The following is a 14527-nucleotide window of genomic DNA, read 5'->3' on the forward strand; positions in this document are numbered from 1 at the left end:
AAGGTTTTTCTTAAGGGTGTTTAGAGCCTCTTTCCATTGGCAGGGTAATGCCCAAGCGTCGCTGCAAAGCTTCCACGACTTCTTCTGCTGACTTCTGACCAAAGTTCTTAATTTCTAAGAGGTCTTCTTGGGTATAATCCAACAAATCTGCCACAGAGTTAACTTGTGCCCGTTTGAGACAGTTATATGCCCGCACAGAAAGTTGCAACTCTTCGATGGGTATCTGGGCAGTTGGATCATCTGGAATATCTGAACCTGTGTCTGTTGGTTCCAAGGAGATATCTTTCAACGGGTTGAATAAATCTACCAAGATCCCAGCAGCCGAAGATAGTGCTTCTTGAGGAGAAATACTGCCATTTGTCCAAACTTCCAACAGTAGTCGGTCTTTTGGAATCAAGCCTTCTCCACGAGATTCTTCAACACTATAGTTGACTTTTCGCACTGGCATAAATATTGAGTCGATTTGAAGAAAATCCAACGATGTGGCTTCCTCACGTCCTCTTTCTACAGTGCGATAGCCTTTGCCTTTCTCGATCCGAAATTCCATTTCCAGTTTTCCACCCTCAGCGATGGTGGCAACATACTGAGTCGGATCGATAACTTCTACTTCACTAGGTAAATCAAAATGTGCCGCAGTAATTGTTGTTGGACCACTAACGAGTAATCTACCAATCTGAGGCTGCGAAGAATAGTTCTTCAGGATAACTTCCTTCATTCTCATGAGGATTTCCAGCACATCTTCCCGCACGCCCGGAACTGTGGCGAATTCATGTGAAACGCCTGCAATCCGCACTGCTGTAACTGCTGTACCTTCTAGGTTAGACAGTAAAACCCGCCGTAGTGCGTTGCCAACCGTTGTTCCTTGACCGCGTTCTAGAGGTTCCAGAACAAATTTACTGTAATGGTTCCGACTTTCTTCAGTATTCGACTCTACACATTCAATCTGAAACTGCGCCACGGATGAGCCTCCCTTTTTCTAAGGTGCTGCTAGCAGACAAATCAATTGCCTCCCGAATTGACTTTATGTCCTGTAGGTTATAGGTCTATCAAACTATTAGTATGAAATTACGGTATAGTTTGACGCTCCTATTGAGCTTTCAGGCGCTAATAATATTTTGGGTTTCCGAAGTTTAACAGCTTTCCCTACAGGAAAATCTGATTCACTTTTGGTGGTCCAAGTTTTCACCCAATGACAGTTTGCACGTTATCCGCCCAAGCGGTCATTGTAAGTAAATTTACTTTCTTTGGTTGTAGCTTCTCGTCCTCAATGCCCAAGTCTTGGTATTTAAACTCGACGGCGCTTGGGTGGACGGCAGCCATTGTGAGGAATGGGGGTAATATCCCGAATGAGTGTAATTTCCAGTCCTGCTCCTTGAAGTGCGCGGATAGCGGTTTCTCTACCTGCTCCTGGCCCACTTACCATTACCTCAATTTGGCGCATTCCTTGATCTATAGCTCTACGGGCTGCACTTTCAGCAGCAGTTTGCGCTGCAAAGGGAGTTCCCTTTTTTGCTCCCTTAAAACCGCTAGAACCAGCGCTGGCCCAGGAGATGACATCTCCATTTTGATCGGTAATGGTGACAATGCTATTGTTGAAAGTAGACTGGATGTAGGCCATCCCGCTGGGTACGTTCCGTTTCTGCTTCTTGCTCCCGGATTTTTTAGTTGGTTGTCTCGCCATACTTGTTTAGTTGATTTAAGGTAAAACTTGCTCTGATTAGCAAGCGTTGCAAATTTATTTCCCTGGAGCCTTCTTCTTCCCAGCCACTGTCTGCCTTCTGCCTCGACGGGTTCTGGCATTGGTGCGAGTTCTTTGTCCTCTGACTGGTAAGCCCATGCGATGACGACGACCTCTGTAAGTACCAATGTCAACTAAGCGCTTGATGTTCAAAGACTCCAAACGCCGCAAGTCGCCTTCAACTTGATAGTTGCTTTCTATTTCGCCTCGCAGGGCTGTCACATCGGCATCACTTAAGTCCTTAACGCGGGTGTCTGGATTCACACCAGTAGCCGCTATAATTTCTTGAGCGCGTGATAAACCAATTCCGTAGATATAAGTTAGACCGATTTCAACGCGCTTATCGCGTGGAAGGTCTACTCCGGCAATCCGTGCCACAATGAACTCTCCCTATTGTTTTCGCAATTACTGTTGGTTGGAAAAACGTGATTAATCGCGTTTTTTCGTTGTTAATTGATGATATGCGTGTTACAACTCACTCTCTTTGTAAGAGCGTTATCCTTGACGTTGCTTGTGCTTGGGGTTCACGCAGATCACCATGACGCGACCACGACGTTTGATCACGCTACACTTTTCACAAATTTTCTTGACTGAGGCTCTAACTTTCATGCCTTTTATTTTTTGACTCCAAATATTAAATTATAGCATTTTTAGAGAAAACAATCCATTAATTTGACTAGCAAACAGTCAAAAGGATGATTTTATGGTAAAATTCTCTACATCTACATATAGTTACTTCTTTCGTAGTCGATAGGTAATTCTGCCTTTGGTCAAGTCATAAGGAGTTAACTCTACCTTGACGCGATCGCCGGGCAAAATCTTGATATAGTTGCGGCGAATCTTGCCGGAAATGTGAGCTAGCACGTTAAATCCATTGTCCAAGTCAACGCGAAACATCGCATTGGGCAAGGACTCTGTAACCGTGCCTTCCATTTCAATCAAATCTTGCTTAGACAATTTGTTTTTTCCTCAACTCAACAATTTCGTGTTCAGTTGCAGCACTTCATCTGCAAGAGAACACATTTTAAGAAATATATCAACAGTTTATTAATATATCTTAGCTAAAATTGATCTGTTTCTTGGGAGGGGCATGGGACATTAGGAATTGGGGAAAGAATTGCTGTAGCTCCTCCCCTACTCCCCGATCCTCAAGCGATTACCTTTTGCAGTTCAGTAGTGACTTCTTCTTGGGACTGATTGCCATTGACTGTTAAAAGTTTTTGGCGATCGCGATAATAATCAATTAAAGGTGCAGTTTCAGCGCGGTACACTTCTAACCGACGACGAATCACCTCTTCGGTATCATCTTTTCGCCCTCTAGCTAACAAACGTTCTACCACAACATCATCTGGTGCATCTAGATTAACTACCCTTTCGCCACTCTGATGTATTGTTTCCAGCAATTCTTCTAGAAAAGCTGCTTGCGTCACTTTACGGGGAAAACCATCAAGAATCCAACCATTTTCTGCATCTGGTTGGTTGAGGCGCTCCTGTACCAAGTCCTGCACTAGCTGATCGGGTACTAACTCGCCGCTATTTACATAGTTTTGAGCTTTGATTCCCAGATGAGTTTGCTCTTTCATAGCTTGTCTTAATATTTCCCCAGTAGAAATATGGGGAATATTTAAGTGTCCCGCCAATGATTGAGCTTGTGTTCCCTTACCAGCTCCAGGTGGTCCCAAGAAGATTAGTCGCGTCACTATTGTTTCACCATTCCTTCATAGCGCTGAGAGATTACGTATGTTTGGATTTGCCTCGCCGTATCAATCGCCACACCGACTAGAATTAACAGAGAGGTAGCACCTAGTCCCTTAAATGTGGGTACTCCTAAAGCACTTTCTACACCGGTTGGGATAATAGCAACCAAGCCCAAAAAGATAGCACCCAAAAAGGTGAGTCGGTTTGACACGCGCTCGATATACTCACTAGTCGCTTTACCGGGACGAATGCCAGGAATACTAGAACCCATTTTCTTCAAATTCTGCGCTACATCTACCGGGTTGAGAATCAACGAAGAATAGAAGTAGCTGAAGAAAATAATGGAAATCATGTAAACCAAGGCATAGACCCAAGAGCCAGAACCGCTTGGACTCAAATAAGTGTTAATTATATTTGCCAACTCAGCATTCTTGGCGAAATTTGCAATTAGCAATGGCAAACTGAGGATAGCTGCGGCAAAGATAATTGGCATTACGCCACCTTGATTTAGCCGCAAGGGTAAAAAGCTCCGTTGCTCTGCCAAAACTCTACGACCTACTTGGCGACGAGCCGAAATAATCGGGATGCGGCGCATTCCTTCTTGGACAACCACAATACCAACAATGGTTGCTAAGAAAACTAAGATTAGTACGATGACGCGACCCACTGTTTCCCGACCGCCGACTTGCACCAAATCGATAGTATCGCCTAAAGCTTTTGGTAATGAGGCGACAATGTTGACAAAAATCAACAATGATGCTCCATTCCCAATTCCCCGCTCTGTAATGAGTTCTGATGCCCACATAACGAACATAGAACCAGCAGTTAGAGCGATCGCAGTTTCAGCTACAAAGATTGGTCCTGGATTTAAGGCAAATTGCTGGAGGAATAATGCTGAAAATGCTGTACTTTGGAGAATTGCCCAACAGACAGTGACATAGCGGGTAATTTGCGATATTTTCCGCCGACCCGCTTCGCCTTCATTTTTCTGTAAATTTTCTAAAGATGGAATCGCCGCGGTGAGCAATTGGATGATAATGGACGCATTAATAAAGGGTAAAATCCCTAGAGCAAAAACGCCCAAAGTCGAAAGTCCTCGCCCGGAGAATATATCCAATAAACCGAATATGGAATTACTGCCCGATATAGCTTCGGCAAATCTAGGTCTGTCAATCCCTGGTACGGGTAAGAAAATACCCAGGCGAACCAAAATTAAAACACCGACAGTAACAAGCAGCCTACCTCTAAGCCCGGCTGCTTGTGCCATCTGCATAAAAGTTTCTTGAGCCGTTGGGGCTTTATCTCGACTGATCATAGAGTGCTACCTTTATAGTGAACCAGGCGCTGACAGCGAGTTGGCTTACATTTAAGTGCGCTGTTCCGGCTCACTCATAAGACTTCACAACTCCCACCAGCTGCCTCAATTTTGCTACGAGCTGTACCTGTGAAAGCTGCCGCTTGTACCTTGAGCGGAGTGCTCAATTCGCCGTTACCCAAAATTTTCAATGGCCCTTTGACAGCAGTCAGGATACCTGCTGCTTTCAAGGAGGCTAAAGTTACTTCCGTATTAGCGGGAAGAGAGGCTAGCTTCTCTACATTAATCGTAGTGTAAATCTTTTGATTAACAATCGGAAAGCCCTTCAGTTTCGGTAAGCGGCGGTACAATGGCTGTTGACCACCTTCAAAACCGGGTCGAGTACCACTACCAGAACGAGACTTTTGACCCCGCATACCTAGACCAGCACTAGCACCTTGACCAGCAGAAATACCTCTGGCTACACGCTTTTTGCGTTTCTTTGAGCCTTTTTGCGGCTTAACATCATGGAGTCTCATAAGTTACCAAGTTGTCATTTTTCGTTTCTCATTTGTCATTTGCCATTACGTAGGTTGTCATTTGTTCAGAACAAAGGACTACTGACTAAGGACAAATGACTAGTTAGATGTAGAGATTTTGAATAGGAATACCGCGATCTTCGGCGACTTCAGAAAGAGTCCGCAATGTAGATAAGGCATTGACTGCTGCTCTAGCATTATTGAGCGGATTGTTAGAACCAAGTTGCTTGGCTAAGACGTTACGAACTCCTGCCAATTCCAACACAGTCCGCACAGCACCACCAGCAATTACCCCAGTACCAGGTGCGGCTGGACGCATAATCACTTTTGCACCGCCACCTACACCATCAATGGGATGGGGGATGGAGTTAGATTTTGTGATTGGGATATCAATGAGATGTTTTTTGCCGTCGGCTACGCCTTTTTTGACTGCACCGATTACATCTGAGGCTTTGCCTACTCCGACACCAACTTGACCGCGTTCGTTACCGACGACAACGATCGCTCGGAAACTGAGTTTTTTACCGCCTTTGACGACCTTGCTCACGCGGCGGATTTGGATAACCCGCTCTTGCCAAGTAGTTTCTTCTTTTTTGGCACGCTTTGTTCTACTTTTACGCTCTGTTGCCATAATTTATGCTCTGGTGAACGTCATTTGTCAGTTGTCATTTGTCATTTGTCTTTTGTCATTTGTCCAATGACTAATGACTAATGACCAATGACTTTAGAAATCTAAACCAGCTTCGCGTGCTGCATCAGCTAGGGCTTTGACACGACCATGATATAAGTTACCACCGCGATCGAAGACTACTTTGGTGATGCCTTTTTCTAGTGATCGCACTGCGATCAACTTACCAACTTGCACCGATGCGTCGCGGTTTGCACCTGACGCTAAACTAGATTTCAACTCTGGTTCTAAAGTCGATGCTGCCACTATGGTTTGATGCTGACTATCATCAATTACCTGGGCATAAATATGCTCATTAGAACGGAATACTGCTAAACGCGGACGTTCTGGGGAGCCAACAACTTTGCCACGAACGCGTCGATGACGACGGTTTTTTGATTCTCTACGAGTAAGTTTCATTTCTACTTCTTACCACCCTTACCAGTCTTACCAGCCTTACGTCTTACCACTTCACCGGCATAGCGAATGCCTTTACCTTTGTAAGGTTCTGGTGGACGAACGGCGCGAATTTTTGCGGCTGTGTTGCCTACGATTTCTTTGTCGTAGCCGCTGACAATCACGTTAGTGGTACCTTCGACTGCAAACTGAATCCCATCTGGTGGTTCAATTTGCACCTGATGGCTGTAACCCATGTTTAAAACTAGATTACGCCCTTGAAGTTGTGCCCTGTAACCAACACCTTGGATTTCCAAACGGCGTTGAAAACCTTGGGAAACTCCCTCAACCATGTTGGCAACTAAAGTTCGGCTCAAGCCGTGCAGTTGCTTTGATGTCCGAGTTTCATCCCGACGATTTACGTGTAATATTTCTCCCTCTTGAGAGAGTGAGACATTATCTCTGAGAGTGCGAGAAAGTTCTCCTTTCGGGCCTTTCACCACAATATTCGTACCATTGATCGCCACTTGAACTTTGGCGGGAATAGTAATTGGACGTTTACCAATACGAGACATTACTTTTTGTCCTTTGTTATTTGCCCTTTGCCTTTTGTTATTTGTCCTTTGTCCTTTGTCTTTTGTCCTTTGTCTTTCACTAATAACAAATGACTAATGACCAATGACCAATGACTAATGACAAATGACTAATGACCAATGCCTACCAAACGTAACAAAGCACTTCGCCACCCAAGTTCTGACGACGCGCTTCGCGGTCAGTCATAATTCCACTGGATGTAGAAATAATGGCAATGCCAATGCCGCCTAGTACTCTTGGTAATTCTTTTCTATTGGAGTAAACACGCAAGCCTGGCTTACTCACTCGCTTTAAGGCGGTGATTAGAGGCTGACGATTCTTACCCTTATATTTCAGGGAAATCACTAGGTTGTGTTTTACCCCTTCTTCTGCTTCTTCGATTTCAGCAATAAAGCCTTCCTCCCGTAGCACTTTGGCAATGCTGCGGGTCATTTTTGTAGCTGGCACTTGTGTAGTTTGATGCCGCGCCAGGTTGGCATTGCGGATGCGCGTCAGCATATCTGCAATTGTGTCGTTAGCCGCCATCGTTCCCTCTATAGATGAACTTACTGATCGCGAAAGGGCATTCCTAATTCTTTAAGTAAGGCGCGGCCCTCTTCGTCGTTTTTTGCTGTGGTGATGATGGAAATATCCATCCCACGCACTTGATCAACGCTGTCGTATTCGACTTCTGGAAAAATTAGCTGTTCTCTTACACCCAGAGTATAGTTACCCCGTCCGTCAAAGCTTTTAGGGCTAACGCCACGAAAATCTCGAATTCTGGGCAGTGATAGGCTAACTAGCCGGTCGAAAAAGGCATACATCCGTTCGGCTCTGAGTGTCACCATGATCCCCACAGGCATCCCTTGACGGATCTTAAAGCCAGCGATCGCCTTTTTCGCCCGCGTCACCACTGGTTTTTGACCAGTAACAAGCGCAATTTCGTTGATGGATGCTTCCAGCGACTTGGCATTTTGAGCTGCTTCACCCAAACCTCGGTTAATAGTAACTTTTACCAACTTCGGTACTTGATGAACGTTGGTATATTGAAACTGATTAATCAGTTTGGGGACGATTGTCTCTTGATATAAGCTTTTGAGTCTTGTTGTCGCCATAGTTTTTTGTCCTGATATCCCTGGGCTTGGTCAGGGAACTTTTATTGTCCTTTGTTATTTGTCCTTTGTCTTTTGTTATTTGTCTTTATAACTAATGACTAATGACCAATGACTAATGACTATTTATCCAGAATCTCGCCAGTTTTTTTAAGTTTTCTGACTTTCTTGCCTTCTGAGGTAAAGGTATAACAAACACGACTGGCAACGTTTTGCTTAGTGGAATAAAGCATCACGTTGGAGCTATGAATTGGGAATTCTTGGGTGACAATCCGCCCTGATTCCCCTTCTTGCTGGGGTTTGACGTGCTTGGTCTTGATGTTGACACCTTTGACGATGACTTTACTCAGTTGGGGAAGTGCCTGGACAATTTCACCAATTTTTCCTTTGTCTTTACCAGCAATCACTTGTACGGTGTCGCCAGTTTTAACGTGCATTTTGTGGAATACTTTGGGCGTACCCTGTTTGGTTGCCATTAAAGCACCTCCGGAGCCAGAGAAACAATTTTGGTAAAGTTTTTATCGCGCAGTTCCCGTGCAACTGGGCCAAAAACCCGTGTGCCTCTAGGATTACCGTCTTTGTTGATAATTACAGCAGCGTTATCATCAAAGCGAATACTCATGCCACTGTCACGAGATACAGCTTTACGAGTGCGGACAATTACTGCTTCCACAACATCAGACTTTTTGACAGCCATGTTGGGTGTAGCATCTTTGACAACGGCGATAATTTTATCACCGATAAAACCATAACGACGGTTGCCTCCGCCTAAAACGCGGATGCACATTAGTTTGCGGGCACCGCTATTATCTGCGACATTCAGGTAAGTCTGGGGTTGAATCACAATTATTCTCCCTTGTGATGTTGTTAGAAACTAACAACGATGAGGTTTAAGCAGGTTTGATGTTCAGGACTTCTGTGATTTTCCAGCGCTTGGTTTTGCTCAGGGGTCTAGTTTCCTGAATGCGAACGCGATCACCTACTTTACACTTATTTTCTTCGTCGTGAACTTTATATCGTTGGGTGTTAACCACAATCTTGCCGTACTTGGGGTGAGGAGCGCGGTTTTCTATGGCAACCACCACAGTTTTTTGCATTTTATCGCTCACTACCAAGCCAACTCGTTCTTTAACTGCCATAATCTCCTACTTTTCTTCTTTAGCCGATTGACTTGCTGCCCGTTTGCGTTCTGTTTCTAATGTCAGCAATTGGGCTAGGCGATGTCGAGCCTGTCTGAATTGGTGGGGCTTTTCTAATTGTCTTGTCGCTTTTTGCAAACGCAACTGAAATAGTTGTCTTTTGATCGCAACAATTTCATCAGAGAGCTTCTCGTCACTTAATTCTCTAGCTTCTGAAATCTTGGGAAGAGGCATAAGCTACTCCTGCTCCTGTGGTTGAGAGCGCACAATAAACTTAGTTTTGATGGGCAGTTTAAATGAAGCCAAACGCATAGCTTCACGGGCGATTTCTTCAGAAACCCCACCGATTTCAAACAAAATTCGTCCTGGCTTGACTACCGCTACCCAAAACTCTGGATTACCTTTACCGGAACCCATCCGGGTTTCAGCAGGACGCATGGTTACAGGTTTATCAGGAAAAATCCGAATCCAGATTTGTCCACCCCGACGAATATAACGGGTCATTGCCCGACGAGAAGCCTCGATTTGGCGGGAGGTGATCCAAGCAGGTTCTTGTGCTTGGAGTGCAAAATCACCGAAGTTGAGGGTACTACCACGGGTGGCTAGTCCCTCCATCCGTCCGCGCTGTTGTTTGCGGAATTTAGTTCTTCTAGGGCTTAACATGATTGGCTACTGGGTACTGGGCATTGGGCATTGGGCATTGGGCATTGTCAATGCGCCATGCTCATTTATCCTTCATTTGAGCGGTCTTCAAATTGCTGGCGACGACGTTGTTGTTGACGGCGACGAGGTTCACGATCGCGATCGCGGGGGTCACGTTCGCGATCGCGGCTTGCTGGTGGTAGTGGATCTGGTTCCTGTCCAGGAATAATTTCTCCCTTAAACACCCAAACTTTGATGCCCAAAATACCGTAAACAGTTTTTGCCGTGCAATAAGAGTAGTCAATGTCAGCCCGTAAGGTATGTAAAGGTACTCTACCTTCACGAGTCCACTCTGTCCGGGCAATTTCTGCACCGTTGAGCCGTCCGCTGACTTGGATTTTAATACCTTGAACACCAGCGCGTTGGGCACGCTGAATTGATTGCCGCACTACTCGCCGAAAGGAAACCCGGCGTTCCAATTGTTGAGCAATGTATTCGGCAATTAGGTAGGCATCAGCATCAACTCGTTGAACTTCAACTACGTTAATACGAATTTGGCGATTGCTACCCAATAGTCCTTGGAGTCCGGTACGCAAAGATTCTATACCTTGTCCACCACGCCCTACTACTACACCGGGTCTAGCTGTGCGTACTTCTAAGTCGATTTGGTCGGCTTTGCGCTCAATCCGCACTTCGGAAATTCCGGCGTTGTTTTGAGCAAGTCTACCCAGCTTTTGTTCTATGTATTGACGGAGTTTGTAGTCTTCTTGTAAAAGTTCTGGATAGCGGTCAGGAACAGCAAACCAACGGGATTGATGTTCATGTGTAATACCCAGGCGAAAACCAACTGGATGAATTTTCTGTCCCACGAATGCTTCCTCTAAGATTTCTTACTTTACGTAATTTATTCGTGTAAGCGTGCTTATTTTTCTGGTGCGGCTCCAACGGCCACAGTAATATGACACGTCGGTTTGCGAATTTGGTAAGCTCGACCTTGCGCTCTTGGTTGGAACCGCTTCAACGGCGGCCCTTGATCGGCATAAGCCTGAGTAATCACTAGTTGAGTCCGATCTAACCCAGCGTTGTGTTCAGCATTAGCAGCAGCGCTTCTGAGAACCTTCAATATGGGTTCAGTGGCGCGATAGGGCATGAATTCCAAGATGATTAGCGCTTCTCGGTACGATCGCCCCCGAATTTGATCGAGTACCCGACGCACTTTGTAGGCCGAGATGCGGATAAAACGAGCGATCGCTTTTACTTCAGTAGTATTAGTAGCCATAATTTTCTCCAATTTTGTCATTTGTCATTTGTCACTTGTCACTTGTCTTTAGCTAATGACTAATGACTAATAACTAATGACTACCTACCCGCTTTTTTGTCGCTTTTTCCATGACCTCTGTAGGTGCGTGTCGGGGCAAATTCACCCAACTTGTGTCCTACCATCTGTTCATTTACAAAAACTGGAACGTGTTGTCGTCCGTTGTGAACAGCGATGGTATGACCTACCATTAGGGGCAAAATTGTTGAAGCTCTTGACCAAGTTTTAATAACTTCTTTTCTGTTGTTGTCGTTGAGCTTTTCAATTTTCTTTAAGAGATGATCCGCAACGAAAGGACCTTTTTTTAGAGAACGACCCATAGTTCAATTTTGGATTTAGGATTTAGGAATTAGGATTTAGAATTTCGGATTTTGGATAATTAGGTGTCCAAGCAGGTTTCACAAATTTTCAATGTTCACAAGTAGACCCCAATCTAAAATCCAAAATCTAAAATCTAAAATTCTATGATTCACGACCACCGCGACCGCGTTTAGAAGACTTACGGCGACGACGCACAATGAATTTGCTGCTAAGTTTCTTGCGATTGCGTGTCTTTGCGCCCAATGTGGGTTTACCCCAAGGTGTAACAGGTCCCGATCTACCGATAGGAGCCCTACCCTCACCACCACCATGTGGGTGATCCACTGGGTTCATGACGCTACCTCTAACCTTCGGACGGCGACCTTTCCAGCGATTGCGCCCTGCTTTACCTGCACTCAGGTTTCTCGCATCGGTGTTGCCCACTTGCCCAATGGTGGCGTAGCAATCACGCCGAATTAAGCGGACTTCTCCCGAAGGCAACTTGAGAGTTACATAATCACCTTCTTTTGCCACAACTTGAGCGCTAGCACCAGCAGCACGCACGATTTGACCACCTTTACCAGGAGTCATTTCGACGTTGTGAACACTAGTACCCAAGGGAATCCGCGATAGAGGTAAAGCATTACCATCTTCAAAGGGAGATTCGGGTCCAGAAATAATTATTGTTCCAACTTTCAATCCATTGGGATGAAGGATGTACCGTTTTTCGCCATCTTGGTAATACAAAAGGGCAATTCGGGCATTGCGGTTAGGATCGTATTCAATTGCTGCGACTTTGGCAGGAATATTATGTTTATCCCTTTTAAAATCGATGATCCGGTAAAGTTGTTTGTGTCCGCCACCCCGACGACGACTGGTAATTCGCCCTGTATTATTCCGACCTTTGGCACGATGCTTTGAGGTCGTTAGGGATTTTTCTGGCTCGGTTTTTGTGATTTCCGCAAAGTCAGAAACTGTAACTTGGCGAGTGCTGGGGGTATAAGGGCGATAAGAACGAGTACCCATAATCTATTTTGGATTTTGGATTTTTGATTTACTTAATTTCGGATTTTGAATTTTGGATTTAATGAGTGTTTAACTAATTGCCACCATCTTTGGTATTTATTCAGTAAACTCTTCAATCTAAAATCTAAAATCTAAAATTCCTAGACTTCTGGGAATAGAACTTGTCTAATCTTGTCTTCATCCCCAGGTGCGACTGTAACAATGGCTCGCTTATATTGGGGCTTATAACCAATAAATTTACCAACGCGCCGCTTTTTACGTGGTGGTAAGTTGGTGTTGACTTTTACAACCTTGACCTGAAATAAGTCTTCGATCGCAGCCTTGATTTCTGGCTTAGATGCCTTTGGAATGACTTCAAAGGTGTACTTATTTTGCTCCATCAAGATAGTCGCCTTCTCGGTGACTATTGGGCGACGTACTAAGTCGGCAAGGTCGCGGGGGTCAAAGCTAGGCACTGTAGACCTCCTGAATTTTTTCTAGGGCTGATGCCGTAACTACAATTTTGTCAGCGTGCAGTAAATCAAAAACATTTAACTGGTTGGCTGCAATTAGTTTTAAATTTTCAATGTTGCGGGCTGACAAATAAACATTATCTGTATCCGCAATTTCAGACAAAATTAACAGTGCCTTGCTTTCTGGCACTACTCCCCAACGAGCAAGGGCTGCCACTAAGTCTTTTGTCTTCGGGCGAGATAGCTCGGTGCTAAATTCTTCTACTACGATCAAGTCGTCAATACGACCGACAAATGCTGTCCGCAGTGCTAAACGTCGCTCTTTGCGGTTCAACTTCAGGTCGAAGTCTCTAGGCTTTGGTCCAAAGATCACACCACCACCACGCCACAATGGTGAACGAATAGACCCTGCACGAGCGCGACCAGTACCTTTTTGTCGCCAAGGTTTACGGCCACCGCCTCTGACTTCAGCACGAGTTTTTGTACTGGCATTTCCTTGACGAGCATTAGTCAATTGCCGTACTAAGGCGCGGTGTACGATATGAGACGCTGTTTCTTCTTTGGCAACGCGCAACTCGAAGGTCGTCTCGCCGACCTGTTCTCCTTGCCAATTTTTAACTACGCTTTCAACCATCTTTGTTATTTGTCCTTTGTCTCTTGTCATTTGTCATTGGTCTTTTGCCATTTGTCTTTAGCCAATGACTTTTGACTAATGACTTTTGACTAATGACTTTTGACTATCCCACTACTTTTGCAGGTACAACACTTACTAGAGCGCCTGGTTTACCAGGAATTGCTCCCTTGATTAGCAATAAATTGCGTTCTGCATCAACTCGCACTATGGTCAGCTTACGTATTGTGATGCGTTTACCACCTAAACGCCCTGCCATCCGCTTACCTGGATAGACACGACCTGGTGTTGTACCAGCACCAATAGAACCTGGCGCTCTGTGGTTTTTGGAACCGTGTGACATGGGTCCACGACCAAAGTTGTTGCGCTTCTGGTTTCCTGCAAAACCGCGACCGATGCTTGTGCCGACTACATCGACAATTTGACCCTCACTAAAAATATCTGCTTTAATCTGTTGACCTAAAGCATAATCACTAGAACTATCAGTGTGATATTCATTTAGGTGACGCAATGCTGGGGCAGATGATTTAGCCAAATGACCCAGTAGTGGTCTGTTCAGTGCCTTTGGTTTAACTTCGCCAAAACCAACTTGGATGGCAAAGTAACCGTCGGTTTGTTTCGTTTTAACTTGTGTAACGGTGCATGGCCCTGCTTGAATGACAGTCACAGGAATAGCTACTCCTGCTTCGTCAAATATTTGGGTCATGCCCAGCTTGGTGCCGAGAATACCTACAGACACAGTAACTGGTTCTCCTTTCTACTTGCTGACCTTGGAATTGGACTCTAGAGGACACGCTTTGTACGCATCAGTTTAGGCTGAGTTAGCCTGCGAAATTTGGAATGGTTTCAGTAAACCAGTCCAAAAACTTTGGGACACAACAAACCGTGTCCGTACTGCTTGGTGAATCTGTTTAGCTTCACTCAATAGATCACCAGAACAGCTACAATTCTCTTCCGTTTGGGAAGGAGTAACTTCTGGAATCAATGCAAGGCGCTACAGCT

25 protein-coding genes are annotated in these 14527 nt (G+C 45.0%); all 25 read right to left on the reverse strand.

Annotation, left to right across the window (positions count from 1 at the left end; all coding sequences use genetic code 11):
• Positions 1-10: 10 nt before the first annotated feature.
• The gene (locus tag NPUN_RS22045) at positions 11-958 is read right to left on the reverse strand and encodes a DNA-directed RNA polymerase subunit alpha (protein ID WP_012410702.1); all 948 of its coding nucleotides are present in this window, start codon (positions 956-958) and stop codon (positions 11-13) included.
• Between the two features lie 327 nt (positions 959-1285).
• Complete coding sequence (rpsK, locus tag NPUN_RS22050; protein ID WP_012410703.1) at positions 1286-1681, reverse strand: 30S ribosomal protein S11; 396 nt, start codon at positions 1679-1681, stop codon at positions 1286-1288.
• Positions 1682-1735: 54 nt separating this feature from the next.
• Positions 1736-2116: a 30S ribosomal protein S13 gene (gene rpsM, locus NPUN_RS22055; protein WP_012410704.1), complete on the reverse strand. Its 381-nt coding sequence runs from the start codon at positions 2114-2116 to the stop codon at positions 1736-1738.
• 117 nt (positions 2117-2233) lie between these two features.
• A complete protein-coding gene (rpmJ, locus tag NPUN_RS39340; protein ID WP_012410705.1) occupies positions 2234-2347 on the reverse strand; it encodes a 50S ribosomal protein L36 in 114 nt (37 codons plus the stop codon).
• A 123-nt stretch (positions 2348-2470) separates the two neighbouring features.
• Positions 2471-2695 carry a translation initiation factor IF-1 gene (gene infA / locus NPUN_RS22060; RefSeq protein ID WP_006276978.1) on the reverse strand — a complete coding sequence of 75 codons (225 nt, stop codon included), beginning with the start codon at positions 2693-2695 and terminating at the stop codon, positions 2471-2473.
• Between the two features lie 191 nt (positions 2696-2886).
• Positions 2887-3438: an adenylate kinase gene (locus NPUN_RS22065; protein ID WP_012410706.1), complete on the reverse strand. Its 552-nt coding sequence runs from the start codon at positions 3436-3438 to the stop codon at positions 2887-2889.
• Positions 3438-4751 (reverse strand): preprotein translocase subunit SecY, encoded by a 1314-nt coding sequence (secY, locus tag NPUN_RS22070; protein WP_012410707.1) that lies wholly within the window; start codon positions 4749-4751, stop codon positions 3438-3440. Before secY ends, NPUN_RS22065 begins: the two co-directional genes overlap by 1 nt.
• 74 nt (positions 4752-4825) lie before the next feature.
• On the reverse strand, positions 4826-5269 hold the full coding sequence (gene rplO, locus NPUN_RS22075) for a 50S ribosomal protein L15 (protein ID WP_012410708.1): 444 nt from the start codon (positions 5267-5269) through the stop codon (positions 4826-4828).
• A gap of 103 nt (positions 5270-5372) precedes the next feature.
• Positions 5373-5900 (reverse strand): 30S ribosomal protein S5, encoded by a 528-nt coding sequence (rpsE, locus tag NPUN_RS22080; protein ID WP_012410709.1) that lies wholly within the window; start codon positions 5898-5900, stop codon positions 5373-5375.
• Between the two features lie 93 nt (positions 5901-5993).
• Positions 5994-6356, reverse strand: coding sequence for a 50S ribosomal protein L18 (rplR, locus tag NPUN_RS22085; RefSeq protein WP_012410710.1), 363 nt, complete (start codon positions 6354-6356; stop codon positions 5994-5996).
• Between the two features lie 2 nt (positions 6357-6358).
• Positions 6359-6907: a 50S ribosomal protein L6 gene (gene rplF / locus NPUN_RS22090; RefSeq protein ID WP_012410711.1), complete on the reverse strand. Its 549-nt coding sequence runs from the start codon at positions 6905-6907 to the stop codon at positions 6359-6361.
• A 142-nt stretch (positions 6908-7049) separates the two neighbouring features.
• The gene (gene rpsH / locus NPUN_RS22095; RefSeq protein ID WP_012410712.1) at positions 7050-7451 is read right to left on the reverse strand and encodes a 30S ribosomal protein S8; all 402 of its coding nucleotides are present in this window, start codon (positions 7449-7451) and stop codon (positions 7050-7052) included.
• Between the two features lie 20 nt (positions 7452-7471).
• Positions 7472-8020, reverse strand: a complete 549-nt coding sequence (gene rplE, locus NPUN_RS22100) for a 50S ribosomal protein L5 (protein WP_012410713.1) — start codon at positions 8018-8020, stop codon at positions 7472-7474.
• A gap of 119 nt (positions 8021-8139) precedes the next feature.
• Positions 8140-8493, reverse strand: a complete 354-nt coding sequence (gene rplX / locus NPUN_RS22105; protein WP_012410714.1) for a 50S ribosomal protein L24 — start codon at positions 8491-8493, stop codon at positions 8140-8142.
• A complete protein-coding gene (rplN, locus tag NPUN_RS22110) occupies positions 8493-8861 on the reverse strand; it encodes a 50S ribosomal protein L14 (protein ID WP_012410715.1) in 369 nt (122 codons plus the stop codon). Before rplN ends, rplX begins: the two co-directional genes overlap by 1 nt.
• A gap of 46 nt (positions 8862-8907) precedes the next feature.
• Complete coding sequence (gene rpsQ, locus NPUN_RS22115) at positions 8908-9156, reverse strand: 30S ribosomal protein S17 (RefSeq protein ID WP_012410716.1); 249 nt, start codon at positions 9154-9156, stop codon at positions 8908-8910.
• A gap of 6 nt (positions 9157-9162) precedes the next feature.
• Entirely contained in the window at positions 9163-9390 is a 228-nt protein-coding gene (gene rpmC / locus NPUN_RS22120; RefSeq protein WP_012410717.1) for a 50S ribosomal protein L29, read from the reverse strand.
• A gap of 3 nt (positions 9391-9393) precedes the next feature.
• Positions 9394-9819, reverse strand: a complete 426-nt coding sequence (gene rplP, locus NPUN_RS22125) for a 50S ribosomal protein L16 (RefSeq protein ID WP_012410718.1) — start codon at positions 9817-9819, stop codon at positions 9394-9396.
• Between the two features lie 65 nt (positions 9820-9884).
• Positions 9885-10667 (reverse strand): 30S ribosomal protein S3, encoded by a 783-nt coding sequence (gene rpsC, locus NPUN_RS22130; protein ID WP_012410719.1) that lies wholly within the window; start codon positions 10665-10667, stop codon positions 9885-9887.
• 53 nt (positions 10668-10720) lie between these two features.
• Positions 10721-11077, reverse strand: a complete 357-nt coding sequence (gene rplV, locus NPUN_RS22135) for a 50S ribosomal protein L22 (RefSeq protein ID WP_012410720.1) — start codon at positions 11075-11077, stop codon at positions 10721-10723.
• Positions 11078-11157: 80 nt separating this feature from the next.
• The gene (gene rpsS, locus NPUN_RS22140) at positions 11158-11436 is read right to left on the reverse strand and encodes a 30S ribosomal protein S19 (RefSeq protein WP_012410721.1); all 279 of its coding nucleotides are present in this window, start codon (positions 11434-11436) and stop codon (positions 11158-11160) included.
• A 142-nt stretch (positions 11437-11578) separates the two neighbouring features.
• Positions 11579-12442, reverse strand: coding sequence for a 50S ribosomal protein L2 (gene rplB / locus NPUN_RS22145; RefSeq protein ID WP_012410722.1), 864 nt, complete (start codon positions 12440-12442; stop codon positions 11579-11581).
• A gap of 140 nt (positions 12443-12582) precedes the next feature.
• The gene (locus tag NPUN_RS22150) at positions 12583-12897 is read right to left on the reverse strand and encodes a 50S ribosomal protein L23 (protein ID WP_012410723.1); all 315 of its coding nucleotides are present in this window, start codon (positions 12895-12897) and stop codon (positions 12583-12585) included.
• Entirely contained in the window at positions 12890-13528 is a 639-nt protein-coding gene (gene rplD / locus NPUN_RS22155) for a 50S ribosomal protein L4 (protein WP_012410724.1), read from the reverse strand. Before rplD ends, NPUN_RS22150 begins: the two co-directional genes overlap by 8 nt.
• Positions 13529-13631: 103 nt before the next feature.
• Positions 13632-14264 (reverse strand): 50S ribosomal protein L3, encoded by a 633-nt coding sequence (gene rplC, locus NPUN_RS22160; RefSeq protein ID WP_012410725.1) that lies wholly within the window; start codon positions 14262-14264, stop codon positions 13632-13634.
• Between the last annotated feature and the right edge of the window lie 263 nt (positions 14265-14527).

Source organism: Nostoc punctiforme PCC 73102, from assembly GCF_000020025.1.
Taxonomy (GTDB): Bacteria; Cyanobacteriota; Cyanobacteriia; order Cyanobacteriales; family Nostocaceae; genus Nostoc; species Nostoc punctiforme.

Bases quoted from the DNA above. Each gene is read 5' to 3' on its own strand.
- rpsK (WP_012410703.1), bottom strand. From the start codon at position 1,681: ATGGCGAGACAACCAACTAAAAAATCCGGGAGCAAGAAGCAGAAACGG.
- rpmJ (WP_012410705.1), bottom strand. From the start codon at position 2,347: ATGAAAGTTAGAGCCTCAGTCAAGAAAATTTGTGAAAAGTGTAGCGTG.
- secY (WP_012410707.1), bottom strand. From the start codon at position 4,751: ATGATCAGTCGAGATAAAGCCCCAACGGCTCAAGAAACTTTTATGCAG.
- rplO (WP_012410708.1), bottom strand. From the start codon at position 5,269: ATGAGACTCCATGATGTTAAGCCGCAAAAAGGCTCAAAGAAACGCAAA.
- rpsE (WP_012410709.1), bottom strand. From the start codon at position 5,900: ATGGCAACAGAGCGTAAAAGTAGAACAAAGCGTGCCAAAAAAGAAGAA.
- rplR (WP_012410710.1), bottom strand. From the start codon at position 6,356: ATGAAACTTACTCGTAGAGAATCAAAAAACCGTCGTCATCGACGCGTT.
- rplF (WP_012410711.1), bottom strand. From the start codon at position 6,907: ATGTCTCGTATTGGTAAACGTCCAATTACTATTCCCGCCAAAGTTCAA.
- rpsH (WP_012410712.1), bottom strand. From the start codon at position 7,451: ATGGCGGCTAACGACACAATTGCAGATATGCTGACGCGCATCCGCAAT.
- rplE (WP_012410713.1), bottom strand. From the start codon at position 8,020: ATGGCGACAACAAGACTCAAAAGCTTATATCAAGAGACAATCGTCCCC.
- rplX (WP_012410714.1), bottom strand. From the start codon at position 8,493: ATGGCAACCAAACAGGGTACGCCCAAAGTATTCCACAAAATGCACGTT.
- rpsQ (WP_012410716.1), bottom strand. From the start codon at position 9,156: ATGGCAGTTAAAGAACGAGTTGGCTTGGTAGTGAGCGATAAAATGCAA.
- rpmC (WP_012410717.1), bottom strand. From the start codon at position 9,390: ATGCCTCTTCCCAAGATTTCAGAAGCTAGAGAATTAAGTGACGAGAAG.
- rplP (WP_012410718.1), bottom strand. From the start codon at position 9,819: ATGTTAAGCCCTAGAAGAACTAAATTCCGCAAACAACAGCGCGGACGG.
- rplV (WP_012410720.1), bottom strand. From the start codon at position 11,077: ATGGCTACTAATACTACTGAAGTAAAAGCGATCGCTCGTTTTATCCGC.
- rpsS (WP_012410721.1), bottom strand. From the start codon at position 11,436: ATGGGTCGTTCTCTAAAAAAAGGTCCTTTCGTTGCGGATCATCTCTTA.
- rplB (WP_012410722.1), bottom strand. From the start codon at position 12,442: ATGGGTACTCGTTCTTATCGCCCTTATACCCCCAGCACTCGCCAAGTT.
- rplD (WP_012410724.1), bottom strand. From the start codon at position 13,528: ATGGTTGAAAGCGTAGTTAAAAATTGGCAAGGAGAACAGGTCGGCGAG.